Here is a 25,740-nt window from a genome sequence, read left to right on the forward strand (position 1 = left end):
AATTTTAAGGTGATTTCATGATAAGGATTGACCCCCACATACACACGGTATACTCAGGGGATGCAAGGGGAACGCCACGGGATGTGCTGAAGAGGGCCTCCCTTGTGGGCCTCGATGCAGTTGCGATTGCAGACCACAATACAATGAAGGGGTCCCGGATTGCAATGGAGGACTCAGCAGAGTTTGGGGTCACTGTGGTCCCCGCAGTGGAACTCAGCACATCCGCCGGCCACATAGTGGCACTAGGAGTGCAGGAGGAAATACAGAGGGGACTCACACCTGCAGAGACCCTGGATGAGATACACTCACAGGACGCACTTGCCATAATCCCACACCCATTTGTCAGGTACAGACAGGGACTCTTTGTGAACGAGAGAAACCTCCGTGTTGATGCAGTTGAAACCCTCAACTCCCGCTACATAGTTGGGTACTCCAACTGGAGGGCCAGGAAATTCGCAAGAAAGAGGGGCATCCCTGAGATAGGTGCAAGCGACGCACACTTCGTGGAGGCCGTTGGAAGTTCATTTACACAAGTGGAATCCGAAAATACAGTTGATGATATAATTGAGGGTATAAGAAGGGGTAGAACCAGGCCTGAGGGAAGAAGGACATCTCTTCCACTGATTGTGAGGGAGGTAATCAACAAAAAACTCATAGGCAGGATGAGAAATGATATCTGAGCTTCAGAAGTTCCTGGAGAGCAACTTTTTCTACCTCCACCCTGGCTACACACCCTTCAACACGGTTGTTTTTGGCCTTGTACTCGGGGCTGTTGTTCTCATCATACTCAGAATGTTCAGGTGGCTTAAAAAGGACCCCAGGGAACTCCTGGTGCCACTGCTTCCCTTCATATTTCTCGGGTCAGGTGCAAGGGCCCTTGTTGATAATGGAATCTATCCACTCACCCATCTCCTTGTGACCCCTGGCATATACATCCTTGTGGGACTCACGGCAATAGCAGCGCTCCTCATATCGGTTAAACTTGAGAAACTTTATGGATGGGATTACAGAAGGCTTGTATTTGCTACAGGGGCGGTTCTTTCCATACCAAACATCATAAGCATGCAGAAAATTAATCCCGTACCATTTTTCTCTGTGCTGGGAGTGTTCATGGCATCGGCAGTCCTTTTCTATATAATAAGTATTAAATGGGAACTTCTAAGGGACAGGATGAACCTCTACGTGGTATATGCGCACCTTTTTGATGCATCCTCAACCTACGTTGCGGTTGACCTCTATGGCTATGCTGAGCAGCATGTCCTGCCATCGGCATTCACGGCCCTGACTGGCACTGCCCTTGTGATGTTCCCCCTCAAGATAGCGGTCATATTGATGGCGCTCTATGCCATTGACAGGTACGTTGAGGACCCTGGGGATTCAGATCTACTTAAACTTGTGATATTCATACTTGGCCTTGCACCGGGCCTCAGGAACCTTCTGAGTCTCAGCATGGCGGTTTAAATATACCCCGGACACTTTGTCTCTTGGCGGAAGACGGGCTTTCTGACTTTTAACTTATAACTTATAACTTATAATCGAATCTGGTGTGTAAAAGCTTTTAATTGTGGCAGCATATAGATCATGATAAAAGGCCAGACCACGGGGAATTTAAATGTACATAGAAGAGGTTAAACCGGAAATGAAGCTACCTGAGACGGTTAGAATATTTGACACAACACTCAGGGACGGTGAGCAGACACCTGGAGTGGCGCTCACGGTGGATGAGAAGATATGCATAGCAAGGAAACTGGACTCCCTTGGAGTTGACACAATAGAGGCAGGGTTCCCTGCAGCCTCCCCGGGGGAGATGGACGCCGTAAGGAGGATAGTTGAACTGGGCCTTGATGCGAATACCTGTGGTTTGGCAAGGGTGCTCAGGGAGGACATAGACGCTGTTATTGACTGCGGCGCTGACTACATACACACATTCATAGGGACCTCACCCCTCCACAGGAAGTACAAGCTCAAAATGTCCCCTGAGGAGATAATAGACAGGGCGGTATTCGGGGTGGAATATGCGGTTGAACATGGGCTCAGGGTGGAATTCTCTGCCGAGGACGCCACAAGGACAGAATTTGATTACCTTGTGGAGGTATACAGGGCCGCAGAGGATGCAGGGGCCGACATGATAAACGTCCCTGACACAGTTGGGGTGATGATACCCCGGGCCATGAACCACCTCATAAGGGGACTCAGGGATGAGGTCAGGACACCCATCAGCGTACACTGTCACAACGACTTTGGACTGGCCGTTGCAAACTCCCTTGCAGCGGTGGAGGCAGGCGCATCACAGGTACATGCAACCATCAACGGGCTCGGTGAAAGGGCAGGAAATGCAGCCCTCGAGGAGGTTGTGATGGCCCTCATAACCCGCTATGACCTCCCCCTCACCATAAAGACAACGGAACTTGTGAACATCTCGGAATTCGTATCAAAGATAACAGGGGTTAGGATGCCCCCCAACAAGGCAATCGTGGGCGAAAACGCCTTTGCACATGAGGCCGGTATACACGTCCATGGGGTTCTTGAGAAGGCAGAAACCTATGAACCCATAACCCCTGAGATGGTTGGCCACAAGAGGAGGATAGTCCTCGGCAAGCACACAGGGGCCAACGCCCTCAGATCAAAGCTTCAGGAATATGGCATAGATATGAACGAGGACCAGTTCTGCACCCTCTATGAACAGGTCAAAAGACTTGGGGATAAGGGGAAAAGGATCACCGACGCAGATCTTCGGGCAATGGCAGTCACGATCCTTGGAAAGGCAACAAGGGAGATTGTGAAGCTTGAGGGCATAGCGGTGATGACAGGTGAGAGTGTGATGCCAACCGCCACCGTGAAGCTGAGGATCGGAGATGAAATCAAGACAACATCAATGACCGGCGTGGGGCCTGTCGATGCAGCCATAAACGCCATACAGAGCCTAGTAAGTGAAACAGCAGATATAGAACTTGATGAGTACAACATAGAGGCAATAACAGGCGGTACCAACGCCCTTGCAGAGGTCTTCGTTGTCATGAGCGACGCCGACGGCAACAAGGCAACGGGAAGATCCACCAGGGAGGATATAGTAATGGCGAGTGTGGAGGCGGTCCTCGATGCAATCAACAAGATCCTGAGCCTTAAATAGGTGTACCGATGGAGCCAGTATCAACATGTAAACTCTTCGGGGCTGTAAGGGCTGTTTCAGGCATCCGCAATGCGGTACCACTCATCCACGGCCCCAGGGGCTGCGCATACCATATAGGATACCTTCTGAAGGCAAGGGGAGGTAAAAGGATAAGGGTTCTATCAACAGAACTCACTGAATCAGACGTGGTATTCGGGGCCGCCGATAAACTCAAAAAGGCCATAATTGACGCTGACAGAACCCTTAAACCGGAACTCATAGCTGTTATGAGCTCCTGTGCAACAAGCATAATAGGTGAGGATATAGGGAGGGCTGCAGAGGAGGTTAAGGGGGAAATCGACTCTAAAATCATAACCATCAGTGCAGGGGGCTTTGAGTCAAACCAGGGCGAAGGATACCTCGAGGTCATGATGGCACTCCTTGAGTCCATTGCAGCTGATGCGAAACCATCAGATGAGCCATCAATCAACATCATAGGGGAGTTCAGGGGTGGCCCCGACCTCAACCATATTGTGGATACCCTTGGCAGGATGGGTGTTTCTGTGAACTGTGTTCTCACATCCGGGAGCACAGTCGGTGACATTGAGGGGATTGCGTCAGCCCATCTGAACTATTCCTTCTGTGATGTATCAGGAATAGGGCCCTGCAGGTTTCTCGAGGAGGAATTCGGGATGCCCTTCATCCACCACCCCATCCCCCTGGGATTTTCAAACACCCTAAGGTTCTATGAGGTGATAATGGACCACCTAAACATTTATTACCCCCTCCAGGACGGACTTGGTGAATACGCTGAGGAAAGGGATCGCCTGAGATCGGAACTGGATGGTGTGAGGGTTGCTATAGTTTCAGGACCCACAAGGGCCGTTGCACTGGCCGAATTTGTAACTGAGCTTGGAATGAAACCCGCTGTGGTGGCAATGGACATGATCGGTGAGTACACACTTGAGAACCTCTCTGAAACTGGCGTGAGGTCGGAGGTCCTGGTGGGGGCTGACCTCTCTGAGCTGGAGGATGCGCTTATCAGGAATGAACCTGAGGTCATACTCGGTGGAGTTGCAGAGACAGGGTTTTCAGAATCACTGGGGACGCCGCTTATCGATGTTATGCATGGCTCTGCCCTCACTGCAGGGTTCAGGGGGGCCGCTGTAACCGGCGGCAGGATACTTGAAGCTGTTAAGTCCAGAAGTTATTAAATTTTTTAATTAGCATATCACAAACTTTATATAATCCGGGTTTCTATCTTTATTACAGACACTCTTGGAGGTTAAGTGATGTCAGAGGAGAATGTAGTATACATCGGAAACAAGCCTGTAATGAACTATGTTCTGGCCGTAGTGACTCAGATGAACGGTGGAACCAGTGAAGTGATCCTTAAAGCCCGTGGAAGAGCTATAAGCAGGGCTGTTGACGTTGCAGAGATTGTCAGGAACCGTTTCATACCAGACATACAGATAGAGAACATCGACATATGTACAGAGGAGATCATTGGTAACGAAGGAACCGCTACCAATGTTTCAGCAATAGAAATCCAGCTCAGAAAGGATTAGGGATATAAAAGATGGAAGCCACAGGTTTCCATTCTTTTATATTTTATATGCACTGAATTTTCAGGAACTTTACTCTTTATCAGGGGATTCAGAACAGTCATTGACTTCTCACTTAACCCCAGCATAATACTTTATCAGAAAATTAAGAGGGTCTTCATACCATTTCAGCTGACCTCAATGTAATATCTAATTTTCACAGAATTGTAATAGTTTATTCACATATTCTGAAGATTATGATTATTTTTTCAAGATTTTCAGTATTTTAAGCAGCTTCTATGAAGAATCACTCCCCATACGTGACTGAGAATTAATTTACTAAAAATGAATGAATAGGAAATTCCGGGCATTCCATAAAACTATTCCAGGGTTTCTATTTAAACCAGAGAACCTGTTTCGCGCCTGCTGAGGCATCCCTGAACCTGCTGTTAAGGAACTCTACACTCTGGATGGAGATCCTTATGACATTCATATCCACGGGGAGGTTTCTCATGGACTCAGGATTGAGGCCCCTTAGATTATAGATCCTCTCTGATTCCTCTTCATCCAGTATATCCACAGCACCGGTTATCTGCATCCCTGCCAGATTGCTCATGGATGTGTAGTCCTCGTAAACTGCAACAGAGGCGTTGCTGTTCTCAAGGATACCTGCGAATTTCTCCCCACCCTCGGTGATCACGTATATGGACTCACCGTCGTACACGTATTCAAGGGGTGTTGCCCTTGGTCGGTTACCATGGCAGGTTGCAAGGACACATGTGTTATGGGACCTCAGAAACTCATCAATGGATTCACGGAGTTTATCCTCATCAATGTCAGTCATAAGCGAGTCCCTGATTTCTTTAAGGTCAAGGGCAACTCCAATCACCTCTGAGATATCAAAGATGTCAGAATCCTTAATTTCAATTCCAGCAACCTCGGAGAACCTCCTGAGATCCTCAAGATCCCCATCAGAGAGTCTTTCAAGGATCATGCGCCCACCAAGGGTGGCTGAATGGACAGCACCCCCAAGAAGTTTTTCAGCCTCACTGAGGGCCCTTCTACCATCATCCCGGTCCAGGGAAACTGAGAATATCGCCACGGGTTTATCACGAAGCCAGGGATTTTTCTTTATAAAATCGGGTATCCTGTCGTGTAAACGGCCCCTGTAAACCCCGGAACCGATAACGAAGAAGTCAAATTCCCCGCAGTCTTCCTGAAACTCTTCTGTGGTGCAGCACCTTGAGGGCCCGAGTATCCTTCCAATGGCTGATGCGGCCTCCTCTGTGGAGCCGTAGGTGCTCTCATAGATTATGAGTGTCCTGAACATACCTTCACCTTCAGTTTTTAAATAAAAAAGAAGATTCTATTTCCTTGCAACCCTTCTTATCACAGCTCCAGCCCCTATTATGGCTATTATTATCACCGCCACATAGTATGCGAATGGTGAGGTTGGGCCCTCCTTCTTTTTGGAGTCAAGGGCGTAGATATAGCCGTTTTCGGTTGCAAAGTAGATGGTCTTGCCGTAGACTACGGGTGATGAGCTTGCCGGTGAGCTGAAAAGGTAGTAACCTGGTGAGTAGCTCCACTCCTCCTTCCCTGTGTACTTGTTGAGGATGTGGAGTGTCCCGTCATCTGAGCCCACAGCCACCATGTTCTCAAAGAGGGCTGGTGATGATCTCACGGCCCCGCCTGTTTTGAATGACCATTTCAGGGTGCCTGTCCTTGTGTCAAGGGAGGTCACGTTGCCGTCATCGCATCCAGCAAAGAGGCTGTTCTCCTCTGTGTCAATGGCTGGTGTTGACCTGACCCTGTCACCGAGGCTGTACCTCCAGACCGCGCTTCCATCGGACTCTGATAGGGCATACATGTTCCCGTCATCTGACCCCACGTAGATGGTTCCGTTCCAGAAGGCCGGTGATGAGATGACCTGGTCACCGGTTGTGTAGCTCCACTTCTCCTTTCCGTCGGACTCTGATAGGGCATAGACATTGCCGTTGCATGATCCAAAGTAGACGGTTCCGTTCACCACAAGTGGTGATGATTTAACAGCCTCCCCGGCATAGAACTCCCACTTTTTTGAACCGTCATCTGCATCAACTGCGTAGAGCCTGCAGTCGTCTGACCCCACATATACGGTGCCTCCGCTCACTGCAGGGGATGATTCTATCCTGTTGCCTGTTTTAAATTTCCATTCGAGGTCACCGGTGTCTGTGTCTATGGCGTAGAGGTATCCGTCCCCTGAACCCACATAAAGGGTGCCATTGACCACTGCAGGGGATGATACAACCGCGCCTCCTGTCCGGTAGCTCCAGACAACTGAACCGGTCTCGAGGTTCACCGCATATACCTTTCCATCGACTGAGCCGATGTAGGCAACCTTGTTGAATATTGCGGGTGATGACTTTATCCCGCCGATGGAGAGATACCATGTCCTTGCTGAGAAGTCACTTGGCTCCTCAGAGAAACCTGTGCGCTGCTGGTCCCCATGGAAGAGGGGCCAGTCTGCAGCTGATACAGGGCTTAAAACCATCCCAATGATTATAAGTGCCGCAGTTAAACCTTTCCTCATCATATTACCACCTGAAATTTAGTATTACAACCTAAATGTCCCTGTTAAACCTGGTAACCCCCATTGCAAAGAACAGGAGTGTGAATCCCACAAGCACGGCCAGGTCAAGCCAGATGTCCCCGACACCTGCACCCTTCAGCATCACTGACCTCAGAGCGTCGTTGGCATAGGTGAGGGGCACCACGTAGGCCAGCTTCTGGAACACCCATGGCATGGTCTCGATGGGGTAGAAGACCCCTGATACGAACATCATGGGCATTGCAAAGGGCATAACCATCTGCATGTAGTCCTCCTGGGTCCCCACCCTCGCTGATATCATTATTCCGAATCCCACGAAGCACAGTGCTGTGAGTACAAGTAGAAGGACAGTAAGGAGCATGCTGCCGTTGATCTTTATTCCGAAGAGCAGTATGGCGACACAGAGCAGCAGGAATGCTCTTCCACTTTCTATAACCAGTTTTGAGATTATTTTGCCCCCAACCACTGTTGATACGCTTGTTGGGGTCATGAAGAGACGTGCGAGTTCTCCCCTCTCCCTTTCACCTGCAATTGACTGTCCCATACCGAACATGCAGGAGAACATTATGGTCATTGCAAGTACCGCGGGCACCAGGAAATCCATGTACTTGACGTCCCCGTAGATTCTGTCAACCTGGAAGTTTATTGTGTTCACGATGCTCTGAAAGCCCGTCTCCCCGGGGGTTGAATTCTGGTTCTGAATATTCACAGCGGGGCTCTGCATCTTCTGAACCGCAATTTCACCTGAAAGCCTGCTGAACAGTGCCTGGGTTGCAGGTACCAGGGCCTGACTTGCCAGCTGGTCAGAGGAGTCAAGGTACATGACCACTGTTGGCTCGTCTGTGAGATTGTCATAGTTGGGGGGCAGTATTATGGCTGCCTTGACCTCCCCCGCATCCACCATGTCCCTTGCGGTTTCAGGGTCCTTCATGATATCCTTAATATCGTAGAGGCTCATGTTTCTCATTGCAGCGACGGTCTGGTCTGTGAGGGGGCCACTGCTCTGCTCAACTATAACCACCGGTATGTTCTCCAGTGTACCGCCCATACCGTAACCGAAGAGGGTTATCATGAGTATGGGGAACAGTATGATTGATATGAGGCGGGGTTTGTGCCTCCAGAGGACTATGAGGTCCTTCTTGAGCATCCACATTACCTTCTTCATTTCCATAACGGTTACCTCCCTGTAACCTTCATAAATACATCCTCAAGTGAGGGGTCCCTGGTTGAAATTGAGCTGATCCTGGCATTGTTCCTTATAACTGCCCCGAGGACGTCATTTATGGCAGTGTCACAGCTCTCATCCAGTTCAAGTATTATCCTGCCGGTGTGGTGCCTTTTAACCTCCAGGGTAACCGGGAGGGATTCAAGTTCAGCTATGAGTTCGTCGCTGAGGTCGGTGATCAGCATGCTGAGTTCCTTACCGGCGCAGGTCCCGGATTTTTTCATTTCCTCAATGACCCTTTTTTCGGATTCAGGGGTCTCCTCCTGAATTCTTTCAAGTATGGTGCCAATCTCCCGTGCCCTGAGGGATTCCTCCTCCCTTATAACGGTGTCCTTGAGGCCCTGGGGCGTGTCAAAGGCTGCTAGCAAGCCCTGATTTATTATACCCACGTAGTCGCAGAGGAGTTCAACCTCGTACATGTCGTGGGAGCAGAGTATGATTGTGTGGCCGCTGCTGTTCAGTTCCTCGATGAGGTCCCACAGCACCCTCTTTGTTGTCGGGTCCAGCCCTATGGTTGGTTCGTCGAGAAAGAGTATGTCTGGCTGGTGTATCAGGCTTGCAACCAGTGAAACCTTCTGCTGCTGTCCCCCCGACATCTGTCCAACGGGTTTATCTGCCGCGTACTTTATGTCAACCAGCTCCATGAGTTCATCGATCCTTGTTTCCTTCAGGTCCTCTGGCATCCCGTAGAAGTCTGCGCACATCTCCACGTTCTCCCTTGCTGTGAGGTCCTCGTAGAGGCTGACCTTCTGGGGGACCATACCTATCTGCTGTCTCACCTCGTCGGGGTTCTCCAGTATATCGTATCCGGCGACACGGGCTGTACCTGAAGTTGGTGGTATGAGGCAGGTGAGCATCTTTATGGTTGTGGTCTTACCTGCCCCGTTGGGTCCAAGGAACCCGAAGATGGAGTTCTTCTCTATCTTCATGTTGAGGCTGTCAACTGCTTTGAAGTCCCCGTAGACCTTTGTGAGGTCGTAGGTCTCTATGGCGTATTTCATTCTTCCTCCTCCCTGTCGCATGGGAACATGTCGTTCCAGAAGTCCTCCCATATCCTTGAGATGTGGTTTTTCATTATATCACGGATCCTCTCTATTGTTTCACTGCCCAGTGGGGTTATCTCGTAGTACTTGACCCTCTTCTCCCCGTGCATCTCCCATGAACCCCTTATGAGTCCCTTCTTTTCCAGGTCGTGGAGTACTGGGTAGATGACGCTTGGACCGGGCGGTTTGATTTCCTGGCAGTGCATCCCCTTGATTGAGTAGAACTTCTCAAGTCGTCGCATTATCTCGTATCCATGGATCTTTTCCCTGCTTATCATCCAGAGGATCATTGTTTTTCCGAATCCCCTCATGAAACTCTTTATTATCTTCTCATCGAACTGTCCCCCCTCTCCATGGGGGTCATTTTCTGCACACATCAGGACATCTCCAGAAAGTGATATATCAATTTTCTGATATATCCTGTTTTATATATACTTTTTGGTGGTACGATGAAGGTAAGGTCGAGGTAGCACTGAAACGGTTCTGATCACCACACATTATCCGGTGAACAGAAGGCCCTTCACATCCGGGCCATGATCAGGGTCACTGTAGACGTCTTAAAACCGCAGGGACCATGCAGATCAGGCACCTATAGGTATCTTTCATTTTCAGAGGGAATGGAAACACTCATAAGGCCGGCTGAATAGAAAACCAACCGGGATCTATATGAGGCTCGGATTTTCAACCCTGGCACTGTTCATGGAACCAATGGAGAACATCCTGGAGAAAGCAGAGGAGGACGGCTTCCAGCTCATTGAGATACTCTGCGAGGGACCCTACTGGCCCCGGAGGCTCCTTGAAGATGGGGCAGCACTGGATGTCTTTGAATCCTTTGACCTTGAGATACTCCTCCACGCCCCCACCATAGACCTGAACCCTGGCAGCATGAACCAGGGCGTAAGGGAGGAAACAGAAAGACAGATGATTGAGACGGTGGAACTCGCATCAAGGATAGGGGCAACAACCGTAACAACCCACCCGGGTCTTGTGCACAGGAGGGAGGAGAGGATAAGGAACGCGGCCCTTAAATTCGCAGCAGAAACACTTAAAAACTGCGTGGCCCATGCAGAGGATTCATCGGTAAGGTTCTCAGTTGAGAACATGCCGGGCAGGTTCTCATACCTCTGCAACAGCCCCAGTGAGCTTGAAGAATTCTCAGAGGAATGCGGATCATATGTGACTGTGGATGTGGGCCATGCAAACACCACTGGTTTCCTTGAGGATTTCCTCAGCATGGAAAGAATAGCCCACCACCACCTGAGCGACAACAACGGTGAAAGGGACCAGCACCTCCCCCTGGGGGAGGGCACGGTTGACCTTGAACTCCTCAGGGGGATAGACCGTGGGGTGATAGAACTGAATAACTATGAGGGGGTCATAAAGAGCAGGAGAATCCTGGAATCCTTTTATTGAGGGTGAAGCATGAATAAGAACAGAATTGAGGCCTTTTGGATGGAATATTTGCCATTGCAATGACGCTCCTTGTTCTCGGCATTGAAGTGCCGGAGGGGATCATAACAGAGTCCTCAATGGCTTCATACCTCACACTCCCAGCCCCCAGGATCCACATCTACTGCCTCAGCTTCCTCCTCCTAGGGATTTTTCTGGCGGGTTAACCACATGCAATTTGAAAAACCTGAAGGAGGTTGACACGGGTTTCCTGTGGATAAACATATTCTGCTGATGTTCGTGGCCATGGTACCCTTCTCAACGGAACTCACAGGAGACTATGGCGGACTTGTGACATCCAATGTCATATTCCATGTTAACATGCTGATGATAGGCCCCCTACTATCTGCAAGCTGGTTCTATGCATATAGAAATGGACTCATGGATGCTGAAAGGGACCAGTACCTGAGGGCACTTAAGAGGAACTTCTGATGCCATTTGCAGCAATCGTGGCGCTCCTGCTAACACAATTCACGCCCGGGTACAGCTCCATTGCCTATGCAATCATGGTCCTCAAGAGGTTCCTCTAGATATCAGGGCCTTATATAGGCATGAAATCGGTGAGGCGCACCACGGGGATATTCGGGTTCATCCAGGATATCAGGGCCTTATATAGGCCCATCCATCGCACTGTTTTCTGACAATCTCACCCACACCCGAGGATACGGTATCAACACCATCAACAAGTTCCCCTGAGGTTATACCCCATGCATTCAGGGTGTTGGAACAGGCAGCGAATCTGACACCATCATCAATGAGCTTACAGATCCTATCTGAGTACTCTGAGTCCCTCAGGAAGGCGCTGACACCCTTTGAGTACGCCACAACCTCAATCTCAACATTCTGAATGTCGGCCATCAGGTTCCTCACATTGGCAAAAAGCAGCAAAACCCTCTCATCGTCGTCCTCATCAAGGTGGAAGACCACACGGTAAATCCTCTCATCACCCATCATGATCACCCGGTTCACAATTACAGTTGAAGACAGTCATACAGGTGTTATCCCTAATGGCTTCAGTATCACAGTGTATTCATCGCGTGAGGACAGTCATACTGGCGTTATCCTCCCATCGAGTTCGGCATCAACCGGGCTGTTCTTCTCAACGTACTCTCTCAGGGCATCAACCGCCCTTATGTCCATCTCCTCGTGGTTATCACCGTACCGTGATGGCACACCCTGACTGGTTACATAGACTGCACTGTAGGTTCTATCAGGCTCAAGGGGCTTTCCATTCACGAATATCTTCTGTATCCGGCTACCGGGAGGGTTCTCTATCTTGAAGTAGATCTCCAGGCCCATGCACCTCTTGAGGTAGCCCCCCATCTGCCTGTAGGGGTCCCTGGAGAATGTGAGCTCAATGTTCTCCTCCATCATCTCCAGAATCTCCCTCCCCAGAAGTTCAACACGGGATACCGGGGGATTAACAGGGATCATGTTCCAGAGGTCCTCAACCTGGATATCCCCAGGGGGTACCGGGGCACCGTAGCGCCATCCATTGGAGAATGCAAGTTCAGAGTCATCCACATCCATTATTGCCCTGAGGAGAAGGTTGTCCATGGTTGACTCCAGTATTGTGTACCTGTTGAGGTGCGTCCGGGTTGAACCCACGGTGGCCTCAAGGTAGTCCCTGTCCACCTCAGCCGCCCTCATGACCATCTCCTCAACATCCTCATTTGACGGCCCCCTGACCCTTACAAGTTCGTGTTTGAATTTCCGGACACCACCATCAACCTCAAGGTCAAGGCGTCCAATGAATGAGCCGTGGCACCCTGACTGTATTATGATGGCGTCATTGACAATGAAGGGTCTCTCGAGCCTGTTGTGGGTGTGGGCGCTCAGAAGCACGTCTATGCCATCAACATCCGCTGCCAGCTGGCACTCCTGGGGGAAACCCAGATGTGATATGACCACCACCAGGTCGACCCTCTCCTCATCACGGAGCACCTCTATCCAGTAGGGGAGTTCATCACGTCCAAGGGTGAACTCAAGGCCCTCACTGAACCGTGGGGGCATCACCTTATCCACTATATTGGATGCTATCCCCACAACACCCACCTGGAGGTCACCCCTCTCCACTATCTCATATGGTCTAAAAGCAAGGCGTTCTGTACCCTCATGGTAGCAGTTTATTGCAAGAACCGGGTGATTCAGTTTTCCCGCTACTTCCATGAATCTTCTGGGTCCATAGGCGAACTCCCAGTGGGCTGTCATTGCATCAAAGCGCATTTCATTGAGTATGGGGATAAGGGCGGCGCCCTCACTCTTCACGGCATGGTATGTGCCGTGGATGGTGTCACCACAGTCAAGTAGTAATGTGGGTCCCTCTTCACTTATCCCATCCACAAGGCCTGCTATGTGGTGGTAACCCCCCAGGGTCTCATACCTTATATTTCTGCCCTCCCAGAAGAGTTCCGGGTGGGATTTGAGGTATCCATGGGTGTCATTCACCTGCACGATGCAAAGTTCACTCAATATCAGCCCCCCATATCTCAGAATTTTATATCCAGAACCTAGAAATTTAGAATTCTATATTCAGAACCTCCCTTATGTTATCAACAACGTAGTCAGCAGCATCAATCAGCCTCTGAGGAACAGGTTCCCTCTGCTGGAGTGTTAAAACCCCCACATCAGCCTCCCTCAATGCAAGGATATCGTTGAGGCCGTTACCCACCATCATGACCCTGCTGTACATTCGCTTCAGGTCCTGGATTATCTCTGCCTTCCTCTCGGTGTCGGCGGTGTCAAAGACGTTTTCCTGGGGTATCCTGATGATCCTTGCAAGTTCCCTCAGTGACCCCCTCCGGTCTCCTGATGCAATGTATATGTGGATGTTTCTCTTCCTGAGTTCCTCCACAACCTCCAGGACCTCAGGGAAGAGCTTTCCACCTGCAGTTATTGTGAAGTCAACCATCTTTCTGTCAATGTTGACTATGAAGCCGGATCCGCTGCATATCTGTATGTTGTAGTTCTTACTGGAAACGGCATCTATGGTGTCCTGTATGTCCCTGACAGTTGCAGGGTCATCCCTGAGGATATCCAGGATCTCATCAGAGGTAACCGCGGTGTTGGCGTAGCTGACATCGAAGTCTATGCGGTTCCTCTTTATGAACTCATATATGGTCTGGTCGGGTTTTGCGTTTACAATACAGGTTGCGGGGTCGGTCTGAAGCACAACAAGGGCCCTTCTGTCCCTGTAATCCACTATATCAAGTGAATTCATCCTGTCACATATCTTACCTGTTTTAAGGTTCTTGAGGGCCCTGTACCTTCTTATGAGTGTCCCTGAGTTATCAAAAACAGCTGCCTTCATCAGTGATATTATGTTTTTCACGGTATTAATTAATTATTGGGAGGAGTATGGATTGAAAAAGAAAATTGAGTTTTTAAGTGTTTTCCCGATTTGCTCTTGGAAGGTTTTCACCATGGATTAGTAGTCTTTGAGTGTTTTCTGGCTGGTTTTTTCTTTGAGGGTTTTTATCATGGTGTCTCTGTTCACAATCAGGCCTTCGAGCCACTGTTTTTCCTTGCAGTCTGGCAGGAATTCTATTATGGCCTGGGCTACCCGGTAGAATTTTTCATCGGTTCCGTAGCCGGTTTCAAGGAGCAAGTCTTGGAGTTCTTCTCTTCTGCCCTGGCTCCAGAGTCTGGCTGCGAGGTGGAGTGCGTCTATGAGTTCTGTGGTGTCATGGTCATCTTCCCTCTTGTCGGGGCCGAGGACTGTGACCTTACCCCTCTGTATCCTTATGAATCCGGATCTGGTGTTCTGGAGGTCTATGCCGAGGCTGCCGGCGAGTTTCCTGGCTTCGTCGAAGTCCACGCTGGAGTTCCCGAAGTTCCACCGGTAGAAGAGGTAGAACCTTGTGAGGGATGAGAGGCCCTCGGCGAATCCGTTATCCAGTATCCTCCTTATGGCGAAATCCGCTGCAACCGCGCGTATATCATCCAGTAACCGGGAACCCCGGACCACCTCGCCATTGTACTTGAGAATCTCACTGTACTTCCCTATAACCTCCAGGCCAGCCCCTATGGCCGCGATGAAAAAGTCCGGGCCACTTATACCCTCATCCCACAGGTAATCCAGCTTCTCACCCAAGACCTCCTTCAACTCACCCAGAACCTCCTCATAATAACCAGTGCTCTTCTCAAAATCAGGCTTACGGGCCACAATATAAATAGAGGAGGCAAGGGCCGCTGAACCCTGGGCACGCATACGCGCCCTCATCTCAGTGAATATGGGCCACGACGCGGTCACCACCAGACCAGAGTCAAGAAGGGAGTTTATAACGGTCTCCCAGCCATGGGTGGTCTTATGGGCATAGACGATATTGGCTATGCCACCTGGCCTGAGGACACGGTGTATCTCCCTGAATGAGTCCCTGAGCATGGACTCGAACTCCTCCCGGGCCTCATCCATACTCTTATCATTGGTGTAGGCCACCATCTCACCCCTCTTAGGCGTGAGGGGTGTCATGAAAAGATCCGGGTAAAGATCACCCAGGGCCCTCTTCAACCACACATAAAAGAAATCCGAAAGATACGAATAAGGCACATTATCATAATATGGTGGGTCAGTGAAAACAGCATCAAAATATTCATCATCAAAAGGAAGAGAAACCGCAGAACCCTGAACAACCTCAGGGACAGGTTTAACCCAATCAACCCCTGGAATACGGGAACAATTCTCAATCACACGCCCAATAGCACCAGTTGAAACAAGTTTACCATGTAGCGGGTTACGCTCACCATAATCCCAAACCATAGGCAAGGCCTGTCTCGAGAACAGATGCTCATTTCGCTCCTGATCAGGGCGCCATACCCCAAGTGAAACATTCCAATCAGCCAGTTTTCCCAGTAAAAAAGCCAGATAACTTACCACAGCCTTTGCGTAGTCTTCCCCGCATCCTTCTTTTAGCATTTCCTGGTGGGCCTGGCGGATTTTCTCGGTGAAGGTGATGAGGGCAAGTTTCTGCCGGGCATTGAAAAGATCACCCCAGGTGTCAAGGCCATAATTTCTAACAGAAAATGCTCTTTCAGCCCCACTACCCTTCCCCAGGGGTGTTGGCTCATCAGGGACCGGGTCTATTCCCCACTGGTCCATGAGTTCATCTCTTTTCTTTTCCAGGTATTCCTGGGCTTCCATGTAGGCTTGCAGATCCTTTTCTGTTGCGAGGCGGTAGGTTTTACCCCTCCGCTGGGGGTGTGTGAGTGCCACGGCGATGAGCCTCTCACCGGCCTCACCCTCCTGGAACAGTCGTCTGGTGTCATTGGCGGGTATGGTTGAACCGCAGACCGGACAGGTCACAATGGCCCTTGAAATGGTCCCCTTAGAAAGGTCAAAGTCAGGGTCCTCCACGATCTCAAATTCAACCCCACCACCGGATACCACAGGTTTAAGGGCTATGCTCCTGTTCTTCTTCCTGGCAAGCCAGAACCCTGGCTTTAAAGGTATCTCTGCCCCGCAGTCAGGGTTCTGGCAGGGTAGTGTCCTGGCCCAGATGTAAGCCGCGGGGATTGAACCATCATCATCCTCCGGGTAGAAACGTGAAAGCTCCTCACTGGCCTCCCTGAGGACCCATTCACCCCACCTCTTAACATCCCTCAGAAGTCGGGGTTCACTGTCAGACCAGGAATCACTGGCCCCGTACCTCTGGGGGTACTCAAGTGTGCACTTCTGGATCAGGACAGCCACCGGGTTGAGATCCATACTGTAGGTCTCACACCCCAAACGGAGGGCCTCAAGGGGTATGCTGCCACCACCACCAAAGGGATCCAGCACACGGGGCGGCCGACCATTATACTCCCTTATATCCCTCCGGGCCCTCTCAATCATCCCCTGATTCAAACTGTTCTCCCACTCACTCAACTCCTCAATGAACCTCTTAACCCGGACCTCCTCCAGTTCATCACCTGCAGTGGAGATCAGACTGGCGTAGATGGTGGCCCGACTGCTACCCAAGGGCTTTCTTGACCACCAGATATGAAGCGTGGAAATATGACCATGCCTTATATTCTTCTCACGGGCAGAATTCTCACTCACCCTCGCAACAGGAAAAGTCCTCTCAATAAACCTCTCATCCATAAAATAATCCTCCACATGGTTCCGCAGAACTGGATGATCGCATTAACAACAGTTCATCCTGGTTTATTCTGGGCATGATACATATTGGAGGGCATAACTATTAAATTAGCTGTCATCAGAAAATGACTGCAAGTCCTCCAGTGAGGAAGTAGAGTCCTGCAAGCAAAATAAAACCGTTACATGCCACCATAACTGCCCTGTAAATCCTTCCACCTGTATCAAAGGATCCCCTGGATGATAGAAAGGATACCAGGCTGTACCAGGCCAGGTCGGATGACCAGTGACCCACAAGGAAACCTGCAAGTCCAGCAGCACCTGCAAGTTCAAGTCCACTGTACATGAGGGCGGCCCCAACAGCACCCCACCATATAAAGAAGTAGGGGTTGGAAAAACTTATCACTGCTCCCCTGAGGACAGATCCCCCTGCTGGAATATCCCCTGATGATTCGTCCCCGGACCTCAGACCCTTGATGCCGGTCCAGATGAGGACGGAGCCACCTGCAATCCCAATGAATGAGGATGCGGACTCTGATGAGAGGAGGTAGCCCATACCCATGAATATCAGGACAACCAGGAGGGCCTCACCCAGGATGTGGCCGGTAACAAGGAGGGGCCCCGCCCTGAAACCCCCCTGAATGGAGTCTGAGACCGTGACAGTGAGAAGGGGGCCAGGGGCCATTGCCCCTGAGAGGCCTATGATGAAGGATGTTACGGTAAATAGTATGACACTGAGCATTCTTCCAGCCTAATTGTACCTGTTAAGTATCTTCATGATCTCAGTGAGGTGACGGTCAATTTCCTCTATCTCATCCTTCCTGAGGGCCCGGGTCCTCCCGAGTATCCTTATCCTCTCAAACACATGGTCCATCCTTACGAGGAGTTCATGCATTGATGTCCTGGTGGGGTACATGATATCACAGCTCCGGTAACTAACTGTGTTCACCATCCTATATAGCATCTTTTCTTGGGGGCAGTGAATGGGACCAAACCCCGGGGATCAGGGTTTTACACCATCTTTTCTCAGCCCTGCAGGTCAACCTCCAGGCCCTTACCTGACTCAGCGGCCCTTTCATAGACCATCCAGGCTGTTGTAACGTCCTGCAGTGAGAGTCCGGTTGAATCGAATACTGTTATATCCTCACCTGATCTTCTACCCTCAATTTTACCTGTTATCACATCCCCTATTGTTCCCTGAAGGTCCTCTTCTGTGATAAGGCCCTCACTGAGGGGTACGTTTATCTCTCCACTGTGGGATGCCTGTTCCCAGCTGTCATAGAAGACCCTCCCCCTTTTGAGTATGAGGGGGTCCAGTTCCTGCTTTCCAGGGGCATCTGCCCCCATGGCACATATGTGGGTTCCAGGTGTTATCCAGTCAGCCTTCACCAGGGGCTTCCTTGAGGGGGTGGCCGTTACAACTATGTCCCTCCCCTCCACAGCCTCCCTGATATCCCGGGCAGGTTTGACCCTGAACCCATAGACTTCAGAGGCTTTCCTTGCGAATTTCTCTCGCTGGGATGGTGTCCTGCAGTAAACGCAGGCCTCCTCAAGGTCAGCAACCCTGCTGATGGCCATGAGCTGTGTCCAGGCCTGTCTCCCGGCACCCACCATCCCCAGTGTTGAGGCCTCCCGATCTGCAAGGTACTTCACGGAGACCCCGCCGGCTGCCCCGGTCCTCATATCGGTTATATATGTTCCATCCATGAGTGCAAGGGGGAACCCGGTCCTTGGGTCGACAAGCTCTATGACAGCCATGACCGTCGGCAGGGAATGTTCACGGGGATTTGAGGGGTGGACATTCACGCACTTAACACCCGCCATTTCAAGTTCCTCAAGGTAGGAGGGCATCACCCTGAGGTCCCCATCGTGTTTCCTGAAGAATAGGTACATCTTGGGGGGCATCTGGACACGGCCAAGGGCATCCTGGACAAAGGCGTTCTCAACAGCCTTCAGACAGTCATCCATGGTCAGAAGACCCTCAACATCACTTTTTTTGAGTATAATGGTTTTCTCCATCACTTCACCCTTTCCATCCATTCCATATCCTAGATCTTGGTCATCTTCACATTTATTAATGTTGAAAATGAAATTAAACCCAATAGGAGGGTGACCGGGCACCTGCAGATACCCCAGGATGACCATCATGGAAAGCCAGGGACCCTCAAATGCAGCTCTTCAGGATAATCGGTTTACTCAATGATAGGATACGGGTGTTTGGAAATGGAAATCATGGATAAGGTTGAAATGATTAAGGATCATGGCATGACCGCATCAGAGAACCTTGAAAGGTTCATCAGGACAATAAGGGCGAAAAATGATGATATAAACGCATTTATAGAGGTCAGGGAGGAGGAGGCCTTCCAGAGGGCTGAGGAGATAGACTCAAGGATAGCCTCGGGGGAGAGGACAGGTAGACTCGCGGGTCTGGTTATAGGTGTTAAGAGCAACATCAACGTGGAGGGATTCACGGTATCCGCGGCATCCAGGACACTTGAGAACTACACTGGAAGCTACGATGCAACCGTCATAAGGCGGATAAAGGAAGAGGATGGGATAATAGTCGGCATGACCAATATGGACGAATTCGCAGCTGGAAGTTCAACGGAGACCTCATTCTTCGGCCCCACCGACAACCCATCTGCACCTGGAAGGATACCCGGAGGTTCCAGTGGGGGAAGCGCCGCTGCCGTTGCAGCCGGGATGTGCGACATTGCACTGGGATCAGATACCGGGGGATCCATAAGGAACCCGGCCTCCCACTGTGGTGTCATGGGGTTCAAGCCAACCTATGGGCTGGTTTCAAGGCAGGGGCTCCTTGACCTTGCCATGAGCTTCGACCAGATAGGGCCCCTTGCAGCTGACGTATCCGGCCTTCAGCTGACCCTTGAGGTGATATCAGGCCATGACCCCACCGACCCAACAACCATTGCAGAGGACCGGGAACTCGGCGTGGATCGGGAACTGAAGGATATTCGCTTCGGTGTCGTGAAGGAGTTCCTTGAGGTCACCGATGACTCAATAGATGCTGCCATCCAGAGGAAACTTGACCTGATAGAGGATGAGGGGGCTGAGATAGTGGAACTTGATTTTGGCTACATCGACCTCTGCCTCCCAACCTATTACCTCATAAACTATGTTGAGTTCTTCTCAGCCACAAGAAAGTACGATGGCAGGAAGTATGGCCACAGGATAGAGGACGTGTGCGGCCCTGAGGTGCTCCGGAGGATACACATGGGCTCCTACATCAGCCAGAAGGAACTATCTGGTAAATACTACAGGAGGGCCCTCCAGGCAAGGTCACTCATAAGGAGGGAGATAGAGGGGCTCCTGAAGGACGTGGACATCATACTGGGCCCCACAGTCCCTAAACTCCCCCACAGGCTTGGAGAGGAACTTGAACCAATGGAGATGTATGCATACGATGTCCTCACGGTCATAGCCAACCTTGCAGGTATACCCGCTGCAAGCATGCCTGCAGGTGACGTGGATGGGGTTCCTGTGGGCCTGCAGCTCCAGGCAAAGCCAGGGGACGATGGAATGATACTCTCTGCAATGAGGGGTATAGCCTCCCTTTAGAGTGAGTTTACATGAGGATTGGACTCGCATACCTGAGGGGCTCTGTACCGGCCTTTGAGGATTTTGGATTTCTACCCACCGACCTGGTTAAGGAGAATGGCCTAGTGAATGGTGAGAGGGCCCACAGGGTCCTGGATGGCATCATAATACCCGGTGGGAGCATAGTTGAGTCAGGGAGTCTATCAGCGGACCTTGGATCAGAGATAAGGAGGATGGCTGCTGAGGGAAAATTTGTCCTTGGCATCTGCTCAGGGTTCCAGGCACTGGCAGAGAGGACGGATATAGGGAGAAAATCGCCCTGCCCCATATACAGGGAGGGTCTGGGGCTCCTGAATGTATCATTCCACCCCATGATAAGCAACGACCGTGTGGAGGCCCTTGTCACAGGGGAGTCATTCCTCACCGCAGGTTTAACCGGTGAGAGGGTAACCGGTTTTCACTGCCACACCTACGGTGAGATAAGGGGGGACGCTCCTGAGATAATGCGCTCCATAATAAGGAGGGCCGATTACAGGGACAGGAGGCTTGAGGTAACCTCGGGTGTCTGCAGTGACGATGGAAACGTCGCAGGTACCATGGTCCACGGGGCACTGGATGAGAACCCCGCCCTTGTGGAGAACATACTGGAGTTTCTGGGCGCCGGTGAGGATTCAAGGGAGAGGATAATGGAGAAGAACCGGGAACTCAGAAAAACCCTGAGGTCAGAGATAGGTGTGGAAACAGGTATAAACGTTGAGGAAAGAGGAAGCGAGACCAGGAATACCCCGCCGGCAATCATGATAGCATCCACGGGCTCGGATGCAGGGAAGACCTTCATAGTCACCGGCCTTGCAGGCGCCCTCAGGAAGAGAGGTCTGAGGGTGGGGGTCATGAAGGTGGGCCCTGATGTCAGGGACATAGTACCGGCCCTCTACCTCATAAAGGAGCCAATGGAGGAGCACTCCTCCATAAGAATAGGGCACCTGGGCTGGATGGACCTTGAGGATGCCCTGGAATCGGTGAGGGGAAGGTATGATATAATACTGATCGAGGGTGTTATGAGCATATTAACAGGACTCCTCAATGAAACCGTACCCTACTCAGGGGCCGAAATCGCACTTGCAGCTGGGATACCTGTTATAATGGTGGCCGGCTGCAGCAGGGGAGGGGTGGAGTCAGCGGCCGTTGACCTGGACGCCCATATAAGTGTCCTTGAGAGGCTTGGGGTTGAGGTCCCCCACGCCATCCTCAACAGGGTCTATGACATGGATATATTTGAGAGGGCCTCAGGGGGGAGGTACCTGGCTCTGCCCCGGGTTAAGATGAGCATGAGGGGCGGCACCCCTGAGGTTGAGATAAAACTTGAGGACTTCTGCATGAGGGCCATGGAGGCCGTTGAGGAGAACCTTGACGTGGATCTTCTCATATCTGAAGCAGCAGAACCAGAATTCAGGGGATACACTGACCTTGAGGAGATAATGAGAAGATTCAGGAAAAATTAGGTTATTTTTTCAGGTGATAAAAAATAGTGGTGGTGGGGTTAAATTTCAAGATCCTCCTCAAAAAATTAGGTTATTTTTTCAGGTGATAAAAAATAGTGGTGGTGGGGTTAAATTTCAAGATCCTCCTCAAAAAATTAGGTTATTTTTTCAGGTGATAAAAAATAGTGGTGGTGGGGTTAAATTTCAAGATCCTCCTCAGGGATCTCCTCCCCCTCTGTTATGGTTATACCCTCCTCTCCGCCTATCTCATAGGTGAGGAACTGGAGGGGTGTCTTGGTGCTTCTCATCTTAACTATGTCCATTATACGCTCCCTTCGACCTGTGTAGGGGTTCTCCCTCCTGCCGAGCTTTATGGCACCATAGACCGAGAAGAGGGCAAGTTCATTGAATTCCTTGGAGGTTGCGCTGTCAAGTATGATAACAGATGTTATACCCCTCTGCTTGAGCTCATATACCAGGAGGTCAAACTGGTTCCTGAACTCATATGCTGTTAACTTGGCTGTGTAGCCCCCCAGACTGTCTATCACAACTACCTCAGCCTCAGGGGGGATGTCATGTATTATCTTGGTGAAGTTACCCTTCATGGGGTCCATGTCCATGCTGAGCTCGGCCTCTGTTATCCTGGCCCTTATGCCGGTCAGTTCAATGAAGTTGAGGAGTCCCCTCTCCTCAAGTTCCTGGGTGTTCCAGCCAAAGGAGTTTGCCTGGATGTGGAGGTCGTTGGCGTCCTCCTCGGCTGTGATATAGACCGTGTTGTATCCCTCCATGCAGCTGCTTATTGCAAAACGCAATCCAAAGATTGTCTTCCCGCATCCGGGTTCCCCGGTTATGAGGACGGATCTACCCATGGGGAAGCCGCCTATTGTGTCATCAAGTCCACTGATTCCTATCTTCAGCCTATCCATAAGAAACACCTCTAAGATCTGAATTCCATGTATGAGTCAATGAGGTCTGCTCCGCTCATGAATATGAGGTCGTGTTCCTCCGCATATTTCATGGCATCATCCGTTGAAAGCGCATTACCGGTCCTGTCATCCATCATCTCACAGCAGACCGCAACTCCCTCAAGTCCAGCCATCTCCATGAGTGCTATGCTCATCTCGGTGTGGCCCCTCCTCCTGGTCACATGGCCATCAGCGGCCCTCAGGAGGGTGACATGGCCCGGTGACCTGAAAAGATCCCCGAACTCATGGTGTTTTTTGTTTTTACAGAGCTCTGCAAGCTCCCTTATGGTAAGGGCCCTGTCATTGTCAGTTATTCCTGTAAATGTCCTCCGGTGGTTCACTGTTATGGAGAACGCCGACTTTTCATCGTAGGGTATATCGTGGGGTGAGAGCCTGCTGAGTACCGGGTAGCGGCCTGAGGCCTCATTCATTATATCGGTCATGTAGGGTATCCCGAGACTTTCTGAATTCTCCCAGGATACAGGTACACAGATGAGGCCACCTGCATCGTTCCTCATGACCCTGATATGGTCAGGGGTTGTTTTTTCAGCAGCAACAATCATATCTGTTTCCCGTTCACGGTTGTCCGCGTCGAATACAAGGACCATTTCTCCCTTTCTGAGTGCTTTAAGGGCTTCCTGAATCATATGATCACGACTCTGTTGTATCACTCAATTAATCTGATGATTCATCATCCATTATCTTTAGGCTAACAGTATCTCCATCTCTTAATTTAAGGGTTTTTCTGAGGTTTACAGGGGCAACAAATTCAAGGCACACATCCCTGTGATGGGTTTTAACAGGGAACAGAAGGGCGCCATCAACCTCATTGTTCAGCACGGCCCTCACATAGAGCACATCCCCGAAACCGCCACCACCATGTATTTTATCAGCCTTAAGCCGCAGTTCTCTGACGATTTCAGGGTTACCGGTTTCTATGTTAAGGGTGCCTGGGAATGGCTCGAAACCCAGTTTCTCCCTGAACTGTTCAAGGTAGACGTCCCTTGTCATGAAGTATGCGCCCTCACCGAAACCTGAACTGACCCTTCCGGTTATTATCATCCTCTCACTCCAGCATGCCCCTTACAGTTGAGAAGAGGGGGCCCCTCAGGTCTATCTCACGGTTTCTGCTCGTTATGTACCTCATGGCCACATCATCCAGGATGAGGTTCAGGTCAGAGAGGGACCTTGCTATCGTGCTCCTCACCTCAACCTCATCGGCGCCACTCACAGCCATCTCCTCCACCCTGTAGGCGGCCTCGGCTGCAAGGGCATCCATGTAGGTTATCCCTGTGTTGAGGCCATCCCGCCGGGCGCTGGCTATGAGTTCGTTGTCCAGTTCCGTCCCGGGCGGAACACCCAGTATGTTGCCATCGTGGATGTAGATGGTGTTCCAGACCGCAGGTCCGAGGAGCCGTGTGTTCTCCTCATCCTCAACTGCCTCCACCCTGATCCTCCTGCCAAGGAATTCCCCACTGTAAACCTCAAAGCTGCAGGGTGACTCTGCATCCGCATGGGCCCTCCAGGTTTCAATTATCCTCTCCATGAGCATCCTGCCATCTGAGGTTACAGGGTGGAGGTTTATCCTGAGCATGCCGGCGATGTCCCTGTCGGTGAGCCTCCAGGGTCCATGGATCTGGGGGTAGACCATCTCCCGGACGTCATCCACCTGGTTGAGTATCATGGCCACACGCTCAACACCCACCCCAAGGTTCATGACCTCCTCGTCTATACCGTACATTGAGAGTGCTATGGGGGAGTATAACCCGAAGGTTGCAATCTCAACCCAGTCCCTGAGGCCCGGGTGGTAGGCGTAGACCTCTGTCTGGGTCCCGGGAATGTAGTACTTGGATTTCTTCTCATCAGGCAGAAACTTGAACCTTGAGAAGCCGAAGTGCTCAAGCAGGCCCTCGGCCACTGCCTTCCCAACGTCGAGGGGAACCTCATCATCCACAACGACGCATGAGGCTGAGTGATAGGTCATGAGGTGACTTGAATCCTCCCTCTGTTCCCTCCTGAAGCAGCGGTCAATTGAGAATAGTTTCAGGGGGAGGGGGTACCTGTCATGTATGTTCTGCAGGGATATGAACCACCCGGAGGTCATATGGGACCTCAGGGTTGTCCTACCTGCAACTGGTTTGAGGTCCCTTATCTCAGGGAACACCCTCTCGATGATCCTCAGGGCGTCATGGCTTTCAACCTCAAGGGCCCCGGATACCTCAAGGACGAGGTCGTCCCCTGAGATGTCACCCTTCTTGTAGGACCTGAAGACCTCCTTGAGGCCCTGGATCCTGTCCTCTGTCACCTCAACTCCCATTTCCTCTATCATCCGGATCTTATCAAGGCCAAGGCCTATGTCTGGCCTTGGAAGCCCCCCCAGGTAGAAGCACCTGTCGAGGACCGCCGGGGCCTCGGGGCCGAACTGCCTGTATATGTGTTCCTCGTCTATGAATACCGGGTTCACCATCTCACTGAAACCCAGCCGGAGGTAGGCCTCCCTTATCATCCAGATGGTGTCATAGAGGACGTGGGATTTTCCCACACCAAACCTCAGGCGTGGATACTGCAGGTCATGGTGGGGCTTTTTAAGGAGCTTCCCGCTCTCAAGCCATGCCCTCTCAAAGTCCCTCCTTGATAGTTTAACAATATCCTTCTTCTTCAAATGGAACCCCCGTGATCTTTATGGTATATGTAATCGGGATC

26 protein-coding genes are annotated in these 25,740 nt (G+C 50.9%); 10 read left to right on the forward strand and 16 right to left on the reverse strand.

What is annotated here, in order from left to right; translation table 11 throughout:
* Positions 1-17: 17 nt before the first annotated feature.
* From OXN82_RS08290 to albA, 5 genes are all read left to right on the forward strand, one after another.
* Positions 18-680, forward strand: coding sequence for a PHP domain-containing protein (locus OXN82_RS08290; RefSeq protein ID WP_321211364.1), 663 nt, complete (start codon positions 18-20; stop codon positions 678-680).
* A complete protein-coding gene (locus OXN82_RS08295; RefSeq protein WP_321211365.1) occupies positions 670-1,461 on the forward strand; it encodes a DUF63 family protein in 792 nt (263 codons plus the stop codon). The genes OXN82_RS08290 and OXN82_RS08295 overlap by 11 nt, the downstream gene beginning before the upstream one ends.
* Positions 1,462-1,612: 151 nt before the next feature.
* The gene (locus OXN82_RS08300) at positions 1,613-3,130 is read left to right on the forward strand and encodes a 2-isopropylmalate synthase (RefSeq protein ID WP_321211366.1); all 1,518 of its coding nucleotides are present in this window, start codon (positions 1,613-1,615) and stop codon (positions 3,128-3,130) included.
* A gap of 8 nt (positions 3,131-3,138) precedes the next feature.
* Positions 3,139-4,323 carry a nitrogenase component 1 gene (locus tag OXN82_RS08305; RefSeq protein WP_321211367.1) on the forward strand — a complete coding sequence of 395 codons (1,185 nt, stop codon included), beginning with the start codon at positions 3,139-3,141 and terminating at the stop codon, positions 4,321-4,323.
* Between the two features lie 78 nt (positions 4,324-4,401).
* A complete protein-coding gene (gene albA / locus OXN82_RS08310) occupies positions 4,402-4,677 on the forward strand; it encodes a DNA-binding protein Alba (protein WP_013294904.1) in 276 nt (91 codons plus the stop codon).
* A 370-nt stretch (positions 4,678-5,047) separates the two neighbouring features.
* Here albA and OXN82_RS08315 read toward each other — a convergent pair whose 3' ends face one another.
* From OXN82_RS08315 to OXN82_RS08335, 5 genes are read right to left on the reverse strand one after another with little or no spacing between them, the layout of a single operon-like run.
* The gene (locus tag OXN82_RS08315; RefSeq protein WP_321211368.1) at positions 5,048-5,983 is read right to left on the reverse strand and encodes a pyridoxamine 5'-phosphate oxidase family protein; all 936 of its coding nucleotides are present in this window, start codon (positions 5,981-5,983) and stop codon (positions 5,048-5,050) included.
* A 36-nt stretch (positions 5,984-6,019) separates the two neighbouring features.
* The gene (locus OXN82_RS08320) at positions 6,020-7,228 is read right to left on the reverse strand and encodes a PQQ-binding-like beta-propeller repeat protein (RefSeq protein ID WP_321211369.1); all 1,209 of its coding nucleotides are present in this window, start codon (positions 7,226-7,228) and stop codon (positions 6,020-6,022) included.
* A 28-nt stretch (positions 7,229-7,256) separates the two neighbouring features.
* Positions 7,257-8,414 (reverse strand): ABC transporter permease, encoded by a 1,158-nt coding sequence (locus tag OXN82_RS08325; protein WP_321211370.1) that lies wholly within the window; start codon positions 8,412-8,414, stop codon positions 7,257-7,259.
* 5 nt (positions 8,415-8,419) lie between these two features.
* Positions 8,420-9,469, reverse strand: a complete 1,050-nt coding sequence (locus tag OXN82_RS08330) for an ATP-binding cassette domain-containing protein (protein WP_321211371.1) — start codon at positions 9,467-9,469, stop codon at positions 8,420-8,422.
* The gene (locus tag OXN82_RS08335) at positions 9,466-9,888 is read right to left on the reverse strand and encodes a PadR family transcriptional regulator (protein ID WP_321211372.1); all 423 of its coding nucleotides are present in this window, start codon (positions 9,886-9,888) and stop codon (positions 9,466-9,468) included. The genes OXN82_RS08330 and OXN82_RS08335 overlap by 4 nt, the downstream gene beginning before the upstream one ends.
* A gap of 289 nt (positions 9,889-10,177) precedes the next feature.
* Here OXN82_RS08335 and OXN82_RS08340 point away from each other — a divergent pair, with 289 nt between their 5' ends.
* From OXN82_RS08340 to OXN82_RS08350, 3 genes are all read left to right on the forward strand, one after another.
* On the forward strand, positions 10,178-10,924 hold the full coding sequence (locus tag OXN82_RS08340) for a sugar phosphate isomerase/epimerase (RefSeq protein WP_321211373.1): 747 nt from the start codon (positions 10,178-10,180) through the stop codon (positions 10,922-10,924).
* Positions 10,925-10,959: 35 nt separating this feature from the next.
* Positions 10,960-11,127, forward strand: coding sequence for a TMEM175 family protein (locus tag OXN82_RS08345; RefSeq protein WP_321211374.1), 168 nt, complete (start codon positions 10,960-10,962; stop codon positions 11,125-11,127).
* A 67-nt stretch (positions 11,128-11,194) separates the two neighbouring features.
* A complete protein-coding gene (locus tag OXN82_RS08350) occupies positions 11,195-11,392 on the forward strand; it encodes a hypothetical protein (protein ID WP_321211375.1) in 198 nt (65 codons plus the stop codon).
* Between the two features lie 168 nt (positions 11,393-11,560).
* On the opposite strand, the gene OXN82_RS08355 is transcribed toward OXN82_RS08350, so the two are convergent.
* The 7 genes from OXN82_RS08355 to ala all read right to left on the reverse strand — a co-directional run bounded on the left by OXN82_RS08355 (position 11,561) and on the right by ala (position 19,052).
* Positions 11,561-11,911: a DsrE family protein gene (locus tag OXN82_RS08355; protein WP_321211376.1), complete on the reverse strand. Its 351-nt coding sequence runs from the start codon at positions 11,909-11,911 to the stop codon at positions 11,561-11,563.
* Between the two features lie 96 nt (positions 11,912-12,007).
* Entirely contained in the window at positions 12,008-13,432 is a 1,425-nt protein-coding gene (locus OXN82_RS08360; RefSeq protein ID WP_321211377.1) for a bifunctional metallophosphatase/5'-nucleotidase, read from the reverse strand.
* Between the two features lie 46 nt (positions 13,433-13,478).
* A complete protein-coding gene (locus OXN82_RS08365) occupies positions 13,479-14,270 on the reverse strand; it encodes an HAD family hydrolase (protein ID WP_321211378.1) in 792 nt (263 codons plus the stop codon).
* Between the two features lie 117 nt (positions 14,271-14,387).
* Entirely contained in the window at positions 14,388-17,039 is a 2,652-nt protein-coding gene (locus OXN82_RS08370; RefSeq protein ID WP_321211379.1) for a DUF1156 domain-containing protein, read from the reverse strand.
* A 115-nt stretch (positions 17,040-17,154) separates the two neighbouring features.
* The gene (locus tag OXN82_RS08375; RefSeq protein WP_321211380.1) at positions 17,155-17,775 is read right to left on the reverse strand and encodes a LysE family transporter; all 621 of its coding nucleotides are present in this window, start codon (positions 17,773-17,775) and stop codon (positions 17,155-17,157) included.
* A 9-nt stretch (positions 17,776-17,784) separates the two neighbouring features.
* Positions 17,785-17,949, reverse strand: a complete 165-nt coding sequence (locus tag OXN82_RS08380; protein ID WP_013294918.1) for a hypothetical protein — start codon at positions 17,947-17,949, stop codon at positions 17,785-17,787.
* A 110-nt stretch (positions 17,950-18,059) separates the two neighbouring features.
* Entirely contained in the window at positions 18,060-19,052 is a 993-nt protein-coding gene (gene ala, locus OXN82_RS08385; protein WP_321211381.1) for an alanine dehydrogenase, read from the reverse strand.
* A 204-nt stretch (positions 19,053-19,256) separates the two neighbouring features.
* On the opposite strand from ala, the gene gatA reads away from it, so the two are divergent.
* Positions 19,257-20,612 carry an Asp-tRNA(Asn)/Glu-tRNA(Gln) amidotransferase subunit GatA gene (gene gatA, locus OXN82_RS08390; RefSeq protein ID WP_321211382.1) on the forward strand — a complete coding sequence of 452 codons (1,356 nt, stop codon included), beginning with the start codon at positions 19,257-19,259 and terminating at the stop codon, positions 20,610-20,612.
* Between the two features lie 11 nt (positions 20,613-20,623).
* A complete protein-coding gene (locus OXN82_RS08395; RefSeq protein ID WP_321211383.1) occupies positions 20,624-22,093 on the forward strand; it encodes an AAA family ATPase in 1,470 nt (489 codons plus the stop codon).
* A gap of 176 nt (positions 22,094-22,269) precedes the next feature.
* On the opposite strand, the gene OXN82_RS08400 is transcribed toward OXN82_RS08395, so the two are convergent.
* From OXN82_RS08400 to sepS, 4 genes are read right to left on the reverse strand one after another with little or no spacing between them, the layout of a single operon-like run.
* Positions 22,270-22,998 carry an ATPase domain-containing protein gene (locus OXN82_RS08400; RefSeq protein WP_013294922.1) on the reverse strand — a complete coding sequence of 243 codons (729 nt, stop codon included), beginning with the start codon at positions 22,996-22,998 and terminating at the stop codon, positions 22,270-22,272.
* Between the two features lie 11 nt (positions 22,999-23,009).
* On the reverse strand, positions 23,010-23,684 hold the full coding sequence (gene ribB, locus OXN82_RS08405) for a 3,4-dihydroxy-2-butanone-4-phosphate synthase (protein WP_013294923.1): 675 nt from the start codon (positions 23,682-23,684) through the stop codon (positions 23,010-23,012).
* A gap of 28 nt (positions 23,685-23,712) precedes the next feature.
* On the reverse strand, positions 23,713-24,099 hold the full coding sequence (locus tag OXN82_RS08410) for a DUF120 domain-containing protein (protein ID WP_013294924.1): 387 nt from the start codon (positions 24,097-24,099) through the stop codon (positions 23,713-23,715).
* A 4-nt stretch (positions 24,100-24,103) separates the two neighbouring features.
* Positions 24,104-25,699 carry an O-phosphoserine--tRNA ligase gene (gene sepS / locus OXN82_RS08415; RefSeq protein WP_013294925.1) on the reverse strand — a complete coding sequence of 532 codons (1,596 nt, stop codon included), beginning with the start codon at positions 25,697-25,699 and terminating at the stop codon, positions 24,104-24,106.
* Positions 25,700-25,740: the final 41 nt, after the last annotated feature.

The sequence above is a fragment of the Methanothermobacter sp. DP genome (assembly GCF_026692625.1).
GTDB classification, from domain to species: Archaea; Methanobacteriota; Methanobacteria; order Methanobacteriales; family Methanothermobacteraceae; genus Methanothermobacter; species Methanothermobacter marburgensis.

Coding starts and splice junctions, on each gene's coding strand:
- OXN82_RS08320 (WP_321211369.1), bottom strand. CDS start 7,228: ATGATGAGGAAAGGTTTAACTGCGGCACTTATAATCATTGGGATGGTT.
- OXN82_RS08340 (WP_321211373.1), top strand. CDS start 10,178: ATGAGGCTCGGATTTTCAACCCTGGCACTGTTCATGGAACCAATGGAG.
- OXN82_RS08370 (WP_321211379.1), bottom strand. CDS start 17,039: ATGGATGAGAGGTTTATTGAGAGGACTTTTCCTGTTGCGAGGGTGAGT.
- OXN82_RS08330 (WP_321211371.1), bottom strand. CDS start 9,469: ATGAAATACGCCATAGAGACCTACGACCTCACAAAGGTCTACGGGGAC.
- OXN82_RS08315 (WP_321211368.1), bottom strand. CDS start 5,983: ATGTTCAGGACACTCATAATCTATGAGAGCACCTACGGCTCCACAGAG.
- ala (WP_321211381.1), bottom strand. CDS start 19,052: ATGGAGAAAACCATTATACTCAAAAAAAGTGATGTTGAGGGTCTTCTG.
- OXN82_RS08325 (WP_321211370.1), bottom strand. CDS start 8,414: ATGGAAATGAAGAAGGTAATGTGGATGCTCAAGAAGGACCTCATAGTC.
- OXN82_RS08300 (WP_321211366.1), top strand. CDS start 1,613: ATGTACATAGAAGAGGTTAAACCGGAAATGAAGCTACCTGAGACGGTT.
- albA (WP_013294904.1), top strand. CDS start 4,402: ATGTCAGAGGAGAATGTAGTATACATCGGAAACAAGCCTGTAATGAAC.
- OXN82_RS08355 (WP_321211376.1), bottom strand. CDS start 11,911: ATGGGTGATGAGAGGATTTACCGTGTGGTCTTCCACCTTGATGAGGAC.
- gatA (WP_321211382.1), top strand. CDS start 19,257: ATGGAAATCATGGATAAGGTTGAAATGATTAAGGATCATGGCATGACC.
- OXN82_RS08410 (WP_013294924.1), bottom strand. CDS start 24,099: ATGATAATAACCGGAAGGGTCAGTTCAGGTTTCGGTGAGGGCGCATAC.
- OXN82_RS08365 (WP_321211378.1), bottom strand. CDS start 14,270: ATGAAGGCAGCTGTTTTTGATAACTCAGGGACACTCATAAGAAGGTAC.
- OXN82_RS08350 (WP_321211375.1), top strand. CDS start 11,195: ATGTTCGTGGCCATGGTACCCTTCTCAACGGAACTCACAGGAGACTAT.
- OXN82_RS08400 (WP_013294922.1), bottom strand. CDS start 22,998: ATGGATAGGCTGAAGATAGGAATCAGTGGACTTGATGACACAATAGGC.
- OXN82_RS08395 (WP_321211383.1), top strand. CDS start 20,624: ATGAGGATTGGACTCGCATACCTGAGGGGCTCTGTACCGGCCTTTGAG.
- OXN82_RS08335 (WP_321211372.1), bottom strand. CDS start 9,888: ATGTGTGCAGAAAATGACCCCCATGGAGAGGGGGGACAGTTCGATGAG.
- OXN82_RS08295 (WP_321211365.1), top strand. CDS start 670: ATGATATCTGAGCTTCAGAAGTTCCTGGAGAGCAACTTTTTCTACCTC.
- ribB (WP_013294923.1), bottom strand. CDS start 23,684: ATGATTCAGGAAGCCCTTAAAGCACTCAGAAAGGGAGAAATGGTCCTT.
- OXN82_RS08290 (WP_321211364.1), top strand. CDS start 18: ATGATAAGGATTGACCCCCACATACACACGGTATACTCAGGGGATGCA.
- OXN82_RS08375 (WP_321211380.1), bottom strand. CDS start 17,775: ATGCTCAGTGTCATACTATTTACCGTAACATCCTTCATCATAGGCCTC.
- OXN82_RS08380 (WP_013294918.1), bottom strand. CDS start 17,949: ATGTACCCCACCAGGACATCAATGCATGAACTCCTCGTAAGGATGGAC.
- OXN82_RS08305 (WP_321211367.1), top strand. CDS start 3,139: ATGGAGCCAGTATCAACATGTAAACTCTTCGGGGCTGTAAGGGCTGTT.